This window comes from Myxococcus eversor (assembly GCF_010894455.1).
Taxonomy (GTDB): domain Bacteria; phylum Myxococcota; class Myxococcia; order Myxococcales; family Myxococcaceae; genus Myxococcus; species Myxococcus eversor.
Genome location: NZ_JAAIXY010000033.1, coordinates 64,568 through 79,334, shown reverse-complemented (window position 1 = coordinate 79,334; position 14,767 = coordinate 64,568). Strand labels below are relative to the sequence as shown.

The window sequence follows — 14,767 nt, the reverse complement described above, 5'->3', positions numbered from 1 at the left end:
TCAACTTCACGGCTCACTCCCCAGGAGCACCGATGAAGACCCGCTTCACTGAACGCTTCCAGTTGAAGTATCCCATTGCGTGCGCGCCCATGGCGCTGGTGGCCGGTGGCGCCCTCGCGGGCGCGGTCAGCCGCGCGGGAGGTCTGGGCCTGCTGGGCGGTGGCTATGGCGACATGGCCTGGATGGCCCAACAGCAATCGCTCGTCGGCGGCGCCACCATCGGCGGAGGCCTCATCACCTGGTCGCTCGACCAGACACCCGAGCTCCTCGACGCGGCGCTGGCCTACAAGCCCATCGCCTTCATGTTGTCCTTCGGTGACCCGCGCCCCTACGCCGCGAAAATCAAGGCCTCGGGCGCGGCACTGATTTGCCAGATTCAGCGACTGTCCCAGCTCGACGAGGCGCTCGAGGCGGGCGCGGATGTCATCGTCGCCCAGAGCAGCGAGGCGGGAGGCCATGGGATGACCAACCGCGCGACGATTACGTTGGTCCCGGAGGTCGCCGACATCCTGGCCAGGCGCGCGCCCGACACACTCCTGCTCGCGGCGGGAGGCATCGGCGACGGGCGCGGGCTGGCGGCGGTCCTCGCGCTGGGCGCCGACGGCGCGCTGGTGGGCTCCCGGTTGTGGGCCAGCCAGGAGGCCCTCGTGAACGAGAACTCCCAGGCGAGGGCCATCGAATTGACCGGAGATGACACCGACCGCTCCAACGTCTTCGACATCCTGCGCGACATCACCTGGCCGCCCGGGTACACCTTCCGGGCCCTCACGAACACGATGACCGAGCGCTGGTCCGGCAATGAAGACGAGCTCCTGCTCGTGGCCGATGAAGAACGCGAGAAATACAACGCCGCCATGGCCGCCAATGACTACACCATTGGCCACAGCCCATGCGGGCAAGTGGCGGGACTGATTCGCGACATCCCCCGCGCGGCGGACATCCTCGAGGCGATGGACACGCAAGCCACCGAGATTCTCTTGCGTCTGGGAAAACGGCTCCAACTTCCGCGCGTGAGGGAGCTCTCTCCCCTGGACCTGCCAGGAGTCGCTGGCCCACAACGCGGCCTCCGTGGCGAGGGCGGTTCGTCTGATGGGTGACGAGACGGACCGCTCCACCGTGTTCAACATCCCACGTGGGTTGAACTGACCGCCGGGCGACACCATCCGTGCCCTCCAGCAGCAACTGGAGGAGCGCGCGTCCCGCCGCGAGGACGACCCGCTGGCCGCCGCCACCGAGGAGCGAATGAAGTTTCATGGCGCCCTGACCGTGTGTGTGGCGACAGCGTCGGACACGGCCCCGTCGGACGAGCCACGGGCTTGATTCGCGACATCCCCACCGCGGCGGAGATGCTTGCCCGGATGGGCAGACAGGCCGCCGACGACTTCTGCGGCTGAGACCAGGGACCTAGCTTCCGCGCGCGCATGGCCGGACTCGTGACGAGTCCGGGCGCGCACGGAGGCTTCATGAATCGCGCGGCGAAGTGGGCGATCGGTCTGGGTATCGCGGGGGGCGCGGCCCTCGCGTTGGCTGTTCGACGAGACCGTCCCGCGAGCGAAGTCGAGACACGGCGTGCACGCTCGCCATCGCGGTTCATCGACGTCGATGGCCTGCGGACACACTACCGGGACCAGGGCAAAGGCCCCCTCCTCGTGCTGCTCCACGGCTCCAACGCGTCGCTGCACACCTGGGAAGGCTGGATGGACTCGCTGACGCGCGAGTACCGGGTCATCACCGTGGACCTGCCCGGGCAGGGCCTCACCGGACCGGACCCGAAGAACCGCTACACGCCCCTGGCGGAGGTCTCCTGGCTGGACGCCTTCGTCAGCGCGCTGGGGCTCGAGCGCTTCACGCTGGGCGGCAACTCCATGGGCGGCGGTCTGGCCTGGCGCTACACCGTGGTCCACCCCGAACGCGTGGAGCGACTCATCCTGGTGGACGCCTTCGGCCTGCGGCGCGAAGAGCCGATTCCGTTCTCCCTCCGGCTCTACGAGACGCCCGTGCTGAGCCGCGTGGTGCGCTGGACGACTCCGCGCTTCATGGTGAAGCGCACCGTGAAGAGCACCTATGGCGACCCGAGGAAGGTGACGCCGGAGACGGTGGACCTCTACGTGGACGTCCTCCTGCGCGAGGGCAATCGGGAGGCCACCCGCCGGCGCTTCGCCCAGAAGGACTCAGACCCGTCGCTCGAGGAGCGGCTGTCTGAAATCAAGGTCCCCACGCTCATCCTCTGGGGCAGTCGCGATGAGTGGATCCTCCCCAAGTACGCGCGGCGGTTCCACGCGCGCATCCCCCAGTCCCGCCTGGTGATGATGGAAGGACTGGGGCATGTGCCCATGGAAGAAGACCCGCACAAGACGGTGGCCGTGGTCCGGGACTTCCTCCACCAGACGGAAGCCCGGGTGAGCGCCCACCCCGCCGCGGGGCTTCAGTCCGCGCGGCAGGTGTAGTCCCCTACGAGGGCCGCGCTAGCGTCCCAGGGGCCCCGCGATGAACTTCGCGATGGCCCGCACCTGCTTGCGATTGCGCTTGCTGTCAATCGTCCGGGTGAGGTCGCGCGGCACCTTGCTCAAGGTCTTCAGGGAGTCGCTCATCGCCTTGCCGGAGTTCTTCATCAAGTCCCGCAGGGCGCCGTCCTTCTTCCGCTCCGCCGAGGCCTTCTGCTCCCGGCGGTAGGTCTTCAACCCATCCGAGACGGACGCGGACAGGTTCTCCATCGCACGACTCACGTTGTCGTGCGCCTTGTCCAGGTTCTTCAGCCCCTTGCTCGTCTTGCGCTTCCTCTTGCCCACCGAGAGGTCGCGCTCGATGACCACTTCCGTGGCCATCACCTGCCCGCTGTGGCCATCCACCCGGACTTGCGTCTCGGTGGTCACATCCTTGCCTTGAATGCTCATCGTCTCGTCTCCTCGAGTCCACTGCGGGGGTTTCACGGCATGAAGGGCGGGACGAATGGCAGCGACAGCCCGCCGCGCCGCTTCTTCTTGGGCTGCCGCTGGTAGATGAGGACCACCGGCACGAGATGCTTGCCGAGGACCTCCTCCCCCAGCCTCTCCCGGACCTCGTTCAAGGCTTCGCCCACCTCGAGCATCAGCGCGCCCTGGCCTCGCTTGAGGGCCTTGAGCTTCTTGCGCCGCTGCTTGCCCATGTCGATGACGACGGGAATGGAGCTGATGCTGTTCAGGGTTTCGATTGTCATTCCGTGTTCTCCTTTCAAAGCGCGGTGCGTGAGCCCGCTTCGCGGTCCTTGTCCGACAGTCGGAAGCTGATGCCCCGCAGTGTCACCGCCACCGCGACCAGCACGGCCCCCAGGAACAGCGGGCTGAGCAGCAGCTGGCTCCAGGCATGACCTGAGAGCACCTCCGTGGTGAAGGCCTCGCCCGCACGCTCCCCTCGCCTGACGACCGCCACCACCGCCGCGCCCACGCGAACCGCCAACGCTCCCAACAACAACCAGCTCCCCGCGCGCAATGCCTGGGACACAGCGAAAGAGAAGGTCCGCTCCGTCACCGCGAACCGATAGGTCGAGGAGTCGAGGAAGCGTTGGAGACGGTAGAAGCCAGCCACAGCTGCGTCGTAGACCTGTTCGTAGCGGATGAACGAGCGGTCCTCGGACAGACTGTCCAGTTTCCGGTTCAATCGCTGTCGCATCCGGCGCCCGAGCTGGACCTCGTACCGGCGGTACTCCCGGTAATGGTCTATGCGGGGTTCCAGCCGGGCCGCCAGACTGTCGGAGAGCATGGTGGAGCGAATCATCCGCAAGGTGTTGAGGTTCATCGGGACCCTGTACTCCTGGGCCAGCTTGAAGAACCCAATCCAGAGGTTGGCGGAGGTGCGCTCCCACCAGCGCGAGGTGCGGCTCTTGTTCGCGTAGAGGTCCTGCCAGAAGATGCTCTCCAGCTTGCGGGAGAACTCCTCCACGTCCACCGCGGGCAGCGGCTCGAGCAGCGCGAGCACGGCAGACACCATCCGCCCCACGTCCTCGTTCGCCTGGGCGTCCGCGATTTCTCGCCACACGCGGCGCTCGCGCGCGGTGAAGGCACCACAGGAGCCGAAGTCGATGAGCACCAGCCGGCTGTCCGGTTGGACCATGACATTGGCCGGGTGGAGGTCCGCGTGGAAGAAGAGCCCCTCCTGCGCACAGAGGCGGGCAATCTTGAGCAGCCTGCGGGCCACCTTGCGGGGCACGATTCCCAGCGTGGCCAGCGACGCCAGGCCCGACTCGTCCTTGCGCTCGGCCGTGGAGATGAGGTCCTTGAGCCAGACGCCGGAGACGAACTCGGTGACGAGGACCTCGTGGTTGGACAGGTCTCCGTACACGCGGGGCGAGCGGACGAAGCGCTGGCCCAGCTTGTCCATCCGGTCCTGGAACAGCTCCGTGTAGCGAGCCTCCCGGACGAAATCGAGCTCCTCATAGAGCATGGTGCTGAGCTCGTGGAGCAGCTGGCGCGAGTAGCCAGGAGGAACGAACCACAGCTCCGCCAGGCCGAGAATCCACCCCAGCGCGCGCATGTCCGCGGCGAAGAGCGAGCCGACCCCGGGCCGGCGGACCTTCACGGCGACCTCCTCACCGCCACGCAGCACCCCTCGATAGACACAGGCGACGGAGCCCGAGCCCACGGGCTCCGCGCCCAGTTCGGAGAACACCTCCGCTATCGGCCGCTGGAGGGAGCGCTCCACGAGCTGCCGCACCTCGGAGAAGGGAATCGGCGGCGCGGCGTCGAGCATCTTCTCCAGCTCCTGCGCCACCGGATACGGGAGCAGGTCCACGCGGATGGCCATCTGCTGGCCCAGTTTGATCCACGTCCCGCCCGCTCGCTCAATCAGCCGCCGCAGGTGCTGGCCCCGGGACTGGATGGAGTCCCGGCGGCGGAGTACGTCCGCGGCGATTCGCACCAGCAACCACAGGGCACCGGAAATCCAGACGCCCAGCTGGAGCAGCGTCCGGCCGACGCTGGCGCGGTGCTCCTCCGCCTCGCGTTGGTGAGGCGTGGGCGGGGTCTCCCACGAACGAGCGCGGAGTTCCTTGCCCAGCGCCTTGGCCGCCTGGATTCTCGCGTCCAGCTCCTCGCGCTTGCGCCAGCGCTGGACGGCGGCGGAGACCCGCTGCTCGCGCGCCACGGCCGGGCGCGCCGGTGAGGAGGGGGCCGCCTCCTTCACCGGCGGCACCGGGTCCACCTTCTCCGGGACGGCGCGGAGCGAACTCACCGCGCGGCGCCGCGCAGTCGATGGACGATGGTCTCCAGGCTCGCGGGAGAGTGGAATGTCTCCGCGGTGAGGAGCGCGTCCGGGAAGGAAATCTCGAAGGCTCCTTCGAGCGCGAGCATCAGGTTGATGGCGTTCATCGAGTCGAGCCCCATCTCGTTGCAGGGGCGCGCCATCTCCACCGGCTCGTCCGGAGCCACGCGGGGAAGGAACTCGCGAATCACCTCGATGAGTCTGGTCCTCACCTCGTCCGTATTCATCGTGTCTCCTCCGACGAAAGCGACCCCTGGATGGGCAGACGCGTGTGGAGCTCGTGCCCCCAGCGCAGCCGGTGCACCGCGATGACCTCGCCGTCCCGATGGACCAGCTCCAGCGGCGGCGGTCGGCTCAAGAACCCCGTGAGGCTCGCCGTGGCGCCATAGGCCCCGACGTTGGGCACGAAGACCCGGTCGCCCACCCGAAGCGGCGGGAGCCTGACGTTGCGAGCGAAGCAGTCCAGCGGCGTGCACAACGGCCCCACCACGTTGACCTCCTCGAGCACCCCAGACCCGGCCTCCGCTCCGGCCTGGACGACGCCGATGCCGACCAGCGGAACCCGCCCCAGGCCCGACATGCCCCCCAGGTGGTGGATGCCGCTGTCGAGGACGACGTACTGCTTGCCCTTCGAGCGCTTCACATCCATCACCGTGGACCACAGCGTGCCCGAGGAGCCGCAGAGCCTGCGGCCCGACTCGAACCACAGCGCGGCCGACGCGGTCCTCTTCCGCTCCGAGGCCAGCCGGGCGAGCGGCTCGCGCAGGGACTCCAGTTCGGGCCCCACGCCGGACGTGGCGAAGGGCCAGGGGAAACCTCCGCCCAGGTCCAACACCTGGAAGGGAAGCTCGAACGCATGGGAGAGCGACTCTCCCACCTCGAGCGCCACCCGCAGCGCGGAGAGCAGCGCCGGCACGTCCGCGAGCTGAGTTCCCTGGTAGACGTGCACGCCCAGCAGCTCGACGCCGCCGAGCGCCGCCACACGCGCGCGACCCTCGCGCCACTCCGCCTCGTCGAGCCCGAACTGGCTGCTCACGCCACTCATCGCCAGCCGCGCCACGGGAGGCGCCTCCGGGTTGACGCGCAGGAGGACCCGGGCGCGAAGCCGAGCGGCGCGCGCGGCCCGGTCGATGCGCTCCAGGTCCGTCCACGACTCGGCGGAGAAGCGCGTCACGCCAGCGCTGAGCGCCCCGCGCACCTCCTCGGTGCTCTTGCCCGGGCCGGAGTAGAGCACCCGCTCCGGTGGAAAGCCGGCGGCCATCGCCACCGCCAGCTCTCCGGGCGAAGACACCTCCGCGTCGCAGCCGAGCCGGCAGAGCGCCTCCGCCATCACCGGAAGCGGATTGGCCTTGAGCGAGAACAACAACCGGCTGCCCTCGGGCAGGACGGACAAGAGCTCGCGCGTGCGCCGCTCCACGTCCCCCAAATCATAGACATAGAGCGGCGAGCCGTAGGCCTCCAACCAGGCCGCGGCCCGGGCCAGCAGCGGAGGACTCATCGGCGCGCTCATGACTGTCCTCCCGCCACAATCCAGCTCGCGAGGGCTGCCCGGTCCAGCTTGCCGTTGGCCGTCCTCGGCAGCTCCGGCACCCAGTGCACCTGGTCCGGGACTTTGTAGGACTCCAGTCGACTGGAGAGCGCGTCGAGCAGCCCGGCCTCGCGCGGTGGCGGCGCGCCAGGAGTGGACGTGACGAACAGGTGCAGCCGGTCGGCCTGGGCCTCCTGCACCACGCCCGCCTCGGCGACACCGGGCAGCCCGCAGGCCACCTCCTCGATTTCCAGCGGGTGCATCCGGAAGCCGCGGCGCTTGAGGAGGAAGTCCCGGCGCCCCACGAACTGGAGGAAGCCCTCCGCGTCCATCCGGAAGAGGTCACCTGAGTACAGCACGCGGCCCAGTCCACGCGGGTGCGTGCGATAGCGCAGCGCGGTCTCCTCCGGCGCCCGCCAGTACCCGAGCGCGACGTGGCGCCCCTGGATGACCAGCTCTCCCACTTCTCCTGGCGGCAGCACCTGGCCCCGCTCGTCCAGAATCATCGCCTCCGTGCCGGGCAACGCGCGTCCCACCGAGCCCGGGTGCGCCTCCAGCTCCTCGGGCAGCAGGATGGAGACGCGCTTGCACTCGGTCAGCCCATACATGGGGAACACCGAGACCCCGGGCAGCTGACGCCGGAGCTGCTCCACGTGGCTGGCCGGCAGATGCGCCCCCGTGTTGGTGAGCGCCCTCAAGCGGAGCGCGCCCGCCCCACTCCGACCGAGCAGCTTGAGCAACGCGGCGAACAACGTGGGCACACCGGGCAGCACCGTGACTCGCTGTCGCTCCAGCGTGGTGACCAGCGCCGGCCCGGCCAGCTCCGCGCTCCCGACGAACACGCCCGCCCCCACCTGCGCGGCGAGGAACACCTGATACAGGCCGTAGTCGAAGGAGAGCGGCAGGAAGACGCCCACCACGTCCTCGGTGCGGTACTGGAGCCGCGCCTGGATGGCGTCCACCACGAAGAGGATGTTGTCGTGGCTGAGCGTCACGCCTCGCGGCGCTCCCGTGGAGCCGGACGTGTAGATGAGGCAGACTGGATCCACGTCCACACCCGCGAAGGGCGGACACTCCACCGGCTCGCTGTCCACGATTCGCGACAACCGAGGTGCCGAGACGGGCCCCGAGCCCTCTCCCACCCAGACGATGGGCACGTCGGCGAAGGCTGGCGCGAGGTGCGCGGTGGACTCATCCAGGAAGGCCACCGCGGGCGTCACCTGCTCCAGGATCCTCCGCAAGCCCGGCTCGCGAATCGCACCATGCAGCACCGCGAAGATGCCTCCCAGCCGCGCCGTCGCGAACGCGGCCAGGGCCACCTCCGCGCGGTTGCGGGTGAGGATGACGGCCCTGTCTCCACGCCGGAAGCCCTGGCGCGAAAGCCAGCCACCCAGGCGCCGGGTGGCCGTGCCGAGCTGCGCATAGGTGAAGGAGACCCGTTCGTCGGACAAGAACAGGCGGTCGCCATGATGGCGCTCGGCTTCTTCCAGCAAACCGCAGAGGTGACGGGGCGTCATGCGTGTCTCTCCCAGACAGGTCAGGACAGACGGTCGTCGGTGAAGATCTCCTTCTTCACCATGAACCTCGTGGTCTTCGAGAGGATGCGCTCGTTGAAGGCCACGCGCTCGGGATGGGCCAAAAGCTCGTTGCGAACCTTCAGCGGCTCGGGCAGGCCCACGTCCTTGTAGATGTCCGGATTGTAGAGCTTCTGCATCGACGTGAGCATGAAGCGCTTGAGCGCGCGCTCCACGTCCCGAAGCCGCTCGACCCCATGCTTCGCCCGCAGCCCCTGGTGGAGCCGCTCGATGTTCAACCGCCCGTAGCTGATGTGGCGTGTCTCATCCGAGTGGTGCAGCCGGTTGATTTCACGCACGAAGGGAGGCAGACGCGCGTCCTTCGCCATGTGGCTGTTGTAGCCGTCGACAATCTCCTCGAACACCAGCACCGTGGCGAAGGCCAGGAACTCCTTGATGTCCGTCTCGGGGAAGGTGTCGTAACGGATGCGGCGGTCCTTGTATATCTTTCCGCCGTACGTCAGGCAGAACCGCGAGAAGTACCACATGTGCTCATTCTCCTCGAGCACCAGGTGGTGGAGGTATTCGGAGGACACCTCGTAGCCCGGGGTGTGGATCCGGCTGATCATCTCCGTGAGCAGCTCGCGGATGCCCGTCACGTTCAGGCTGAAGAAGTTGATGCACTCCCATTTGCTGAGCCGCAGGAGCTGTTCGGGCGTCAGCTTCTCGGCCCAGGGCGTGCCATGGACGGAGAGCAGCTCCGGACTCATCCAGGGCTGGTCCTCGGGCAGCGACTTCTCCCAGACCAGCTCCCGAAAGGGATTGGAGGTGTCCGCATTGGAGAGGTGGATGAGCCGCTCCAGGGTGCGCGCGAAACCATCCTCGGCGGGCTGCACGGGAAGCGCCGCGGAGGGCGCGTGCTGGGCGAAGTCCTCAATCATGGCGGCGATCCCTTCGTCATAGAAATGGGAGAAGTGGTCCGCGTCCGGCTGGAGCACCGTCCTCGCGCCGACGAGCCGGGAGGCCAGGAGCGCCACCTGGTCCGGGTGCGAGATGGCATCCGCGCCACCTCCAAAGACGAGCACGGGCTGCTTCACGGAGGACGTCCAGGCGTCCTCCCGCTCGCGGAAGAGCGCGCAGACCATGTTCGCGTACCGGAACAGACTGGACGGCGTGCGGAACGGCACGCTGGTCATGTAGAGCAGGTGGGGGTCCGTGGAGGTGAGGACGCTGGCCACCACCTTCCGGTCCTCGCTGTGCGGTGCCTCGGCTCCGGGGGCGCCTCCGAAAATCAGCTTGCAGTAGCGCTCCGCCACCCGAGGGTTGACGGCAATCTGGGGGAAGAGCTGGCGGAGGTTCTTCTCGAAGGACGTCATCGGGTGGTCCGGAGTCGCCGGAAGCGACACCGTCCCGTTGAGCAGCACGCCGCTCGCGAAGCGCTCGGGGTGCTCGGCCAGCGCGCGGAGCGCCACCTGCGCGCCACTGCTCCAGCCCACCACCGTCTCCACCCGGGAGATTCCCAGCCTGTCCAGCACGGCGACCAGGTCCGCCACATGGACGCTGGAGTCACAGCGGGAGGGATTGAAGTCCGGCGTCGGAGTGGGCAGCCAGCGGGTGTTCCACGTCACCACCCGCCATTTCTCGGCCAGCCGCTGTGCGAGCGGCGCCAGGAACTCCTCGGGCATCGCATAGGCGTTGCAGAGGACCAGCACGGGGTGCGTGGGGTCGCCTCGCGTGAAGGCACACACCTCCGCCCCATCCGGCGCACGCACCTGCACCGGTGTGAACACCTGCCCCTCTCTCTCCCGCGCCAGCTCCGCGAGGTAGCTCGACAGGTAGACATCCAGGTCGGCGAGGGTGAGCGGCGGATGTGGAGGAAGGGCGCGGGCGAACCGCTTCGGGTTCAGCCCGTAGCTGGCGTAGAAGGCCCCACGCAAATCGAAGAGCTGCTCAATGGGCGATGCCTCCGTCTCACGGTGGGTGGTGAAGCTGAGGATGGAAAGCCGGAGCGCATGGGACATCCGGTCGACCATTCCCACCGCCGGAAGCTCCACCGGGCCCACCAGGTGATGCACCGGCCCGCCCTCGAACCCGGTGGCGCTCAGCCGGAGCATGTCCAGCACCACATGGTCCACGGGCACCATGTTGACGCCCGCGCCCTCATGCCCCAGCAGCCGCAACGGGTCCGTGACTTGCGCCAGCTCCCGGCGCAGCCGGTAAAGCTCCCGCACGAAACCATAGATTCCGAACCGCGTCCCCCCGCTGCGTCGGCTCGCGCTGGGGCCGATGATGACCGAGGGGCGGACGATGCTGTAGGCGCGACCGGCGGCCTCACAGGCACGAGACACCTCGCGCTCCGCCTGCGCCTTGCTCTCCTCGTAGTAGTTGTTGAAATCCGAGGCACCACCCGTGGGTTCCGGATGCAGTTGCTCGGGAATCACTCCACGCCGGGTGCCCGCGGTGTAGGCGGTGGAGACATAGACAAACCTCCCGGCCCCTACCTTCCGCGCGACCTCCAGGATGTTTCTGGTCCCAATGCAATTGTGTGCATGGATTTTGTCGCGGTGGCGGTTCTCATACGCGAGGCTGGCCGCGGAATGCCACACCTCCTCCAGTCGCGCCTCCTCCAGCCGCTCCAGGTCCTCGGGAGAGAGGCCACACAGCGGGAGGGTGATGTCACCGACCAGGCAGATGACATTCTTTTCGACGGCCTCGAGCGGAACGGGGACGTCATACGAAGCCGCGGCCTCTGAAAGTGACTCCAGGAGTCGTTCGCGCGCGTGCTCCGGCGACGTGCCACGAACCAGTACGAAGAGCCGCCCGCCTGTCCTCAACCGCCAGAGGAGGAAGTGGCTTCCCAGGAAGCCCGTTCCCCCGGTGAGGAGGAGCCGCGTGGGGCGAAGCTCTCGTCCGTCCAACTCCAGGGGATTCGCATATGTCGCACCCATGGGCCGCTCCACTGGGTAGGGCTGCAATTGCAGCCAACCTTATGCGGGGCATATCGCGACATGTCAACACCATCATGCCTCTGTCGTGTATGACATTGATTGCATCGCAAGGCGATTGAACCATACGATTCCCGACAGATGGCCGGGAGCGCACGGCGCCCCCGGCCACCTTCATCACGACGGCATCACCAGACGTTCACGGGCAAGCTCCGGTACGACACCGCTCCAGTGCCCAGTTGTCCGTCGGCGTCGCTCCCCCAGCCCCAGAGCTGGCGGTCCTCCAGCACCACCAGGGAGTGGCGGTCTCCCGCAATCACTGACACCGCCGGAGTGAGTCCTTGCACGACCTCCGGCCAGCGCCGCGAGACATTCGTCCCATCACCCACCTGCCCCGCATCATTGCCACCCCAGGCCAGCACGGAACCCGTCACGCTCAGGGCGAGGACATGGCGAGCCCCCGCCGCCATGGCGATGGAGCCTCTTGTCCAGGACACCGAGGAGGGAAGCGGGTCATCCCCCCCGGTATCTCCCAGTTGCCCCTCATCGTTCCTTCCCCACGCCCACACCACGCCATTCATGGTCCTGGCCAGCGAGAAGTCATCTCCGGTGTCGATGGCAATCACATCCGTCAGGCCGGCCACCTGCACGGGAGTCCGGCGGTTCGTGGTCGTGCCATCTCCCAACTGTCCGTGGGAATTGACGCCCCAACTCCAGACGGTGCCGTCCGCCTCGAGCGCCAGGGCATGGTTCTTCCGGGCGGAGATGGCCACGACGTCGGAGAGGTTGGCCACCAACACGGGCGAGTGCCGCACGTTCAAGGACGTCCCATCGCCAAGCCATCCGTTCGTGTTGTCCCCCCATGCCCAGACAGTGCCATCCACCTTCAATGCGAAGGAGTGGGCCTCCCCCGCGGCGACAGCCACCACGCCCGCCAGCCCAGGAATCGCGACGGGTGTGAGGTGCACGGGCGCACCACCCGGCCCCTGCCCCAGTTGTCCCGAACCGTTGTTGCCCCAAGCCCAGACGGTGCCACCCGCGCGGAGCGCCAGCGAGTGCTGGAGCCCCACATCCAGGCTCAGCACATTCGAAAGTCCGCTGACGGCGACAGGCCACACGCTCGAAACCGTCGTGCCATCTCCCAGGAGTCCAGAGGGCGTATTGGCGCCCCAACTCCACACCTTGCCGTCGCCGCTCATCGCCAGCGAGTGCCGCCGGCTCGCGATGGCGACCTTCGTCGGACCGAACACCGTTCGCGTGGGCGTCGGATGCATGGCGGAGACGCCGTCGCCCACCTGCCCCGAGGAGGCCGAACCCCAGGCCCACAAGGTGTTGTCGTCCCTGACCGCGAGGAAGTGAGCCTCTCCCGAGGCGAGTGACGTGACGTTCGACAGGCCCACGACGAGCCCGGGCACCAGACGTTGCGTCGTCGAGCCATTCCCGAGCTGGCCGGCGACATTGGAGCCCCACGTCCAGACGGTGCCGTCCACCTGTGTCGCGGCGGACTGCGCGACGCCCGCGCTGATGGCGACCACATCCGAGAGACCCGTGACGCGCGTGGGCACCAGGCGAGAGGTGGTGGTGCCATCTCCGAGTTGCCCCACCTCGTTCGAGCCCCAGGCCCAGACGGTGCCATCCATCCGCAGGGCCAGCGAGTGCATGGATTTGGAGGAGAGGGAGACCACCCCCGTCAGTCCCTGCACGGCCACGGGGAGCAGGCGCTGCGTCGTCGTGCCATCGCCGAGCTGTCCCTGCGTGTTGCTCCCCCATGCCCACACGGTGCCGTCCCGCTTGAGCGCCAGGGAATGGGCCTTGCCACCGGACACCGCGACGACACCGGTGAGCCCTGGGACCTGGACAGGCTCAAAGCGAGAAGTCGTGCCGCCATCGCCCAGTTGCCCGGACGCATTGGAGCCCCAGGACCACACCGTCCCATCCGCCTTCACCACGAGCGCATGCGAGTCACCCGCTGAGATGCTCACGACGTCCCACAGCCCCATCACCTCTTGAGGATAGACTTGCGGGGAGCTCCGCCCATTCGCCGCTTGCCCGTGGGCGTTGTCGCCCCAGGCAAAGACACCGCCCCAGAGACTCAAGCAGAGGGAGAAATCCCCTCCCGCCGCGACCGACTGAACCCCGCCATGCACATACACCTGGACCGGTGCGGCCTGGGCGGTCAGCGTGTCGTCACCCAGTTGCCCCAAGGCATTGGCGCCCCAGACCCACAGGGTGCCATCCGGCTTCAGCGCCAACGAGTGACTCCTCCCCGCTGCGAGCTCCACGCGAGTGACCATTCCAGCCGTCCAGGCGGGCGCCGTGCTGAGGATTCGTGAGCCATCCCCCAACTGACCATCGATGTTGTTGCCCCAGGTGCTGACAGTGCCATCGACCAGCATCGCCACGGAGTGCTGCCCTCCTCCGGCGGCAACGCCGAGCACACCCGTCAGCGAATGCACCCGCACTGGCGACAGCCGCTGCGTCATCGACAAATCCCCCACCTGCCCCCGGCCATTGCCGCCCCAACCCCACGCCGTGCCGTCGGCCTTCAACACCAGCGAGTGCTGTCCGCCGCCCGCCACCGCCGTCACGTTCGTGAGACTGGGGACGCGCACGGGCAAGGAGCGCCGTGTCGTGCTCCCATCGCCGAGCTGGCCGAAGGTGTTCTGCCCCCAGGCCCACACCGTCCCATCGACCTTCAGCGCCAGTGAATGCGAGCCCCCGCCCACGACGGCCACCACCGACGCCAGGGAGGAGACGAGGCCGGGAACAAGCCGCTGGGCGGAGCCACCATCGCCCAGTTGCCCGTCCGAGTTCGCGCCCCAGGTCCAGGCCGTCCCGTTCGCCTTGAGTGCCAGTGAGTGCGAGTTGCCCGCGCCAATCTCGGACACCCCGAGCAGTCCCGACACGGGCACGGGCAGCAACCGCTGCGTGGTGGTGCCGTCACCGAGCTGTCCCGTCGCGTTGTTGCCCCAGGCCCACACGGTGCCGTCCGCCTTCAGCGCGAGCGAGTGGGAGAAGCCCGCGACAATCCGGACCACGTCCGTGAGCCCCGGCACGCGCACGGGAGCCCGTCGCGCCACGGTGTCACCGAGCCCCAACTGCCCCCGCTCGTTGTTTCCCCACGCCCACACCGTGCCGTCCGCCTTCAGCGCGAGCGAATGCAGGTCTCCCGCCGAGACGATGCTCACCGAGGACAATCCCCAGACGCGCGCGGGCACGGCTCGGGTCCGCAGGGTGCCGTCACCAAGCTGTCCGAAGGTATTCGAGCCCCAGCTCCACGCCGTTCCATCCGGCCGCAGCACCAGCGAATGGAGACGTCCCGCGGAGACGGTTTGATTCCGGGGAAGCCCCTCCGCGGCCTTCACCGTGCCCACCCCGGGCACGGTGACCTCTCGCGAAAGAGGCTCCTTACAGCCCAGGACCCACAACCCGCACATCAGGACCGCGAACACGCATGCCCTCGGGCCGCCCGGCATCGTCTCTTCACGCCTCATGTTTCCCTTCCGAAAGCGGACTCGAAAATGCTCGGTCCCGGAAACACCCTC

10 protein-coding genes are annotated in these 14,767 nt (G+C 68.0%); 2 read left to right on the top strand and 8 right to left on the bottom strand.

Annotated features, from left to right (window positions below):
- Nucleotides 1-32 precede the first annotated feature (32 nt).
- Both G4D83_RS42815 and G4D83_RS42810 read left to right on the top strand, forming a co-directional pair.
- Complete coding sequence (locus tag G4D83_RS42815) at nucleotides 33-1,097, top strand: NAD(P)H-dependent flavin oxidoreductase (protein WP_163870729.1); 1,065 nt, start codon at nucleotides 33-35, stop codon at nucleotides 1,095-1,097.
- 366 nt (nucleotides 1,098-1,463) lie between these two features.
- Nucleotides 1,464-2,447, top strand: coding sequence for an alpha/beta fold hydrolase (locus tag G4D83_RS42810; RefSeq protein ID WP_163870728.1), 984 nt, complete (start codon nucleotides 1,464-1,466; stop codon nucleotides 2,445-2,447).
- 18 nt (nucleotides 2,448-2,465) lie between these two features.
- Here G4D83_RS42810 and G4D83_RS42805 read toward each other — a convergent pair whose 3' ends face one another.
- From G4D83_RS42805 to G4D83_RS42770, 8 genes are all read right to left on the bottom strand, one after another.
- Nucleotides 2,466-2,894, bottom strand: a complete 429-nt coding sequence (locus G4D83_RS42805; RefSeq protein ID WP_163870727.1) for a DUF6312 domain-containing protein — start codon at nucleotides 2,892-2,894, stop codon at nucleotides 2,466-2,468.
- Between the two features lie 32 nt (nucleotides 2,895-2,926).
- Nucleotides 2,927-3,196 carry a DUF6200 domain-containing protein gene (locus G4D83_RS42800; protein ID WP_163870726.1) on the bottom strand — a complete coding sequence of 90 codons (270 nt, stop codon included), beginning with the start codon at nucleotides 3,194-3,196 and terminating at the stop codon, nucleotides 2,927-2,929.
- A 14-nt stretch (nucleotides 3,197-3,210) separates the two neighbouring features.
- Complete coding sequence (locus G4D83_RS42795) at nucleotides 3,211-5,205, bottom strand: ABC1 kinase family protein (protein ID WP_163870725.1); 1,995 nt, start codon at nucleotides 5,203-5,205, stop codon at nucleotides 3,211-3,213.
- Nucleotides 5,202-5,462, bottom strand: a complete 261-nt coding sequence (locus tag G4D83_RS42790) for a phosphopantetheine-binding protein (protein WP_163870724.1) — start codon at nucleotides 5,460-5,462, stop codon at nucleotides 5,202-5,204. Before G4D83_RS42790 ends, G4D83_RS42795 begins: the two co-directional genes overlap by 4 nt.
- Nucleotides 5,459-6,745 (bottom strand): type III PLP-dependent enzyme domain-containing protein, encoded by a 1,287-nt coding sequence (locus G4D83_RS42785; RefSeq protein WP_163870723.1) that lies wholly within the window; start codon nucleotides 6,743-6,745, stop codon nucleotides 5,459-5,461. Before G4D83_RS42785 ends, G4D83_RS42790 begins: the two co-directional genes overlap by 4 nt.
- Entirely contained in the window at nucleotides 6,742-8,280 is a 1,539-nt protein-coding gene (locus tag G4D83_RS42780; RefSeq protein WP_163870722.1) for a class I adenylate-forming enzyme family protein, read from the bottom strand. Before G4D83_RS42780 ends, G4D83_RS42785 begins: the two co-directional genes overlap by 4 nt.
- Nucleotides 8,281-8,300: 20 nt before the next feature.
- Entirely contained in the window at nucleotides 8,301-11,225 is a 2,925-nt protein-coding gene (locus G4D83_RS42775) for an alpha/beta fold hydrolase (RefSeq protein WP_163870721.1), read from the bottom strand.
- Between the two features lie 185 nt (nucleotides 11,226-11,410).
- A complete protein-coding gene (locus tag G4D83_RS42770) occupies nucleotides 11,411-14,716 on the bottom strand; it encodes an RCC1 domain-containing protein (protein WP_163870720.1) in 3,306 nt (1,101 codons plus the stop codon).
- Nucleotides 14,717-14,767 lie beyond the last annotated feature (51 nt).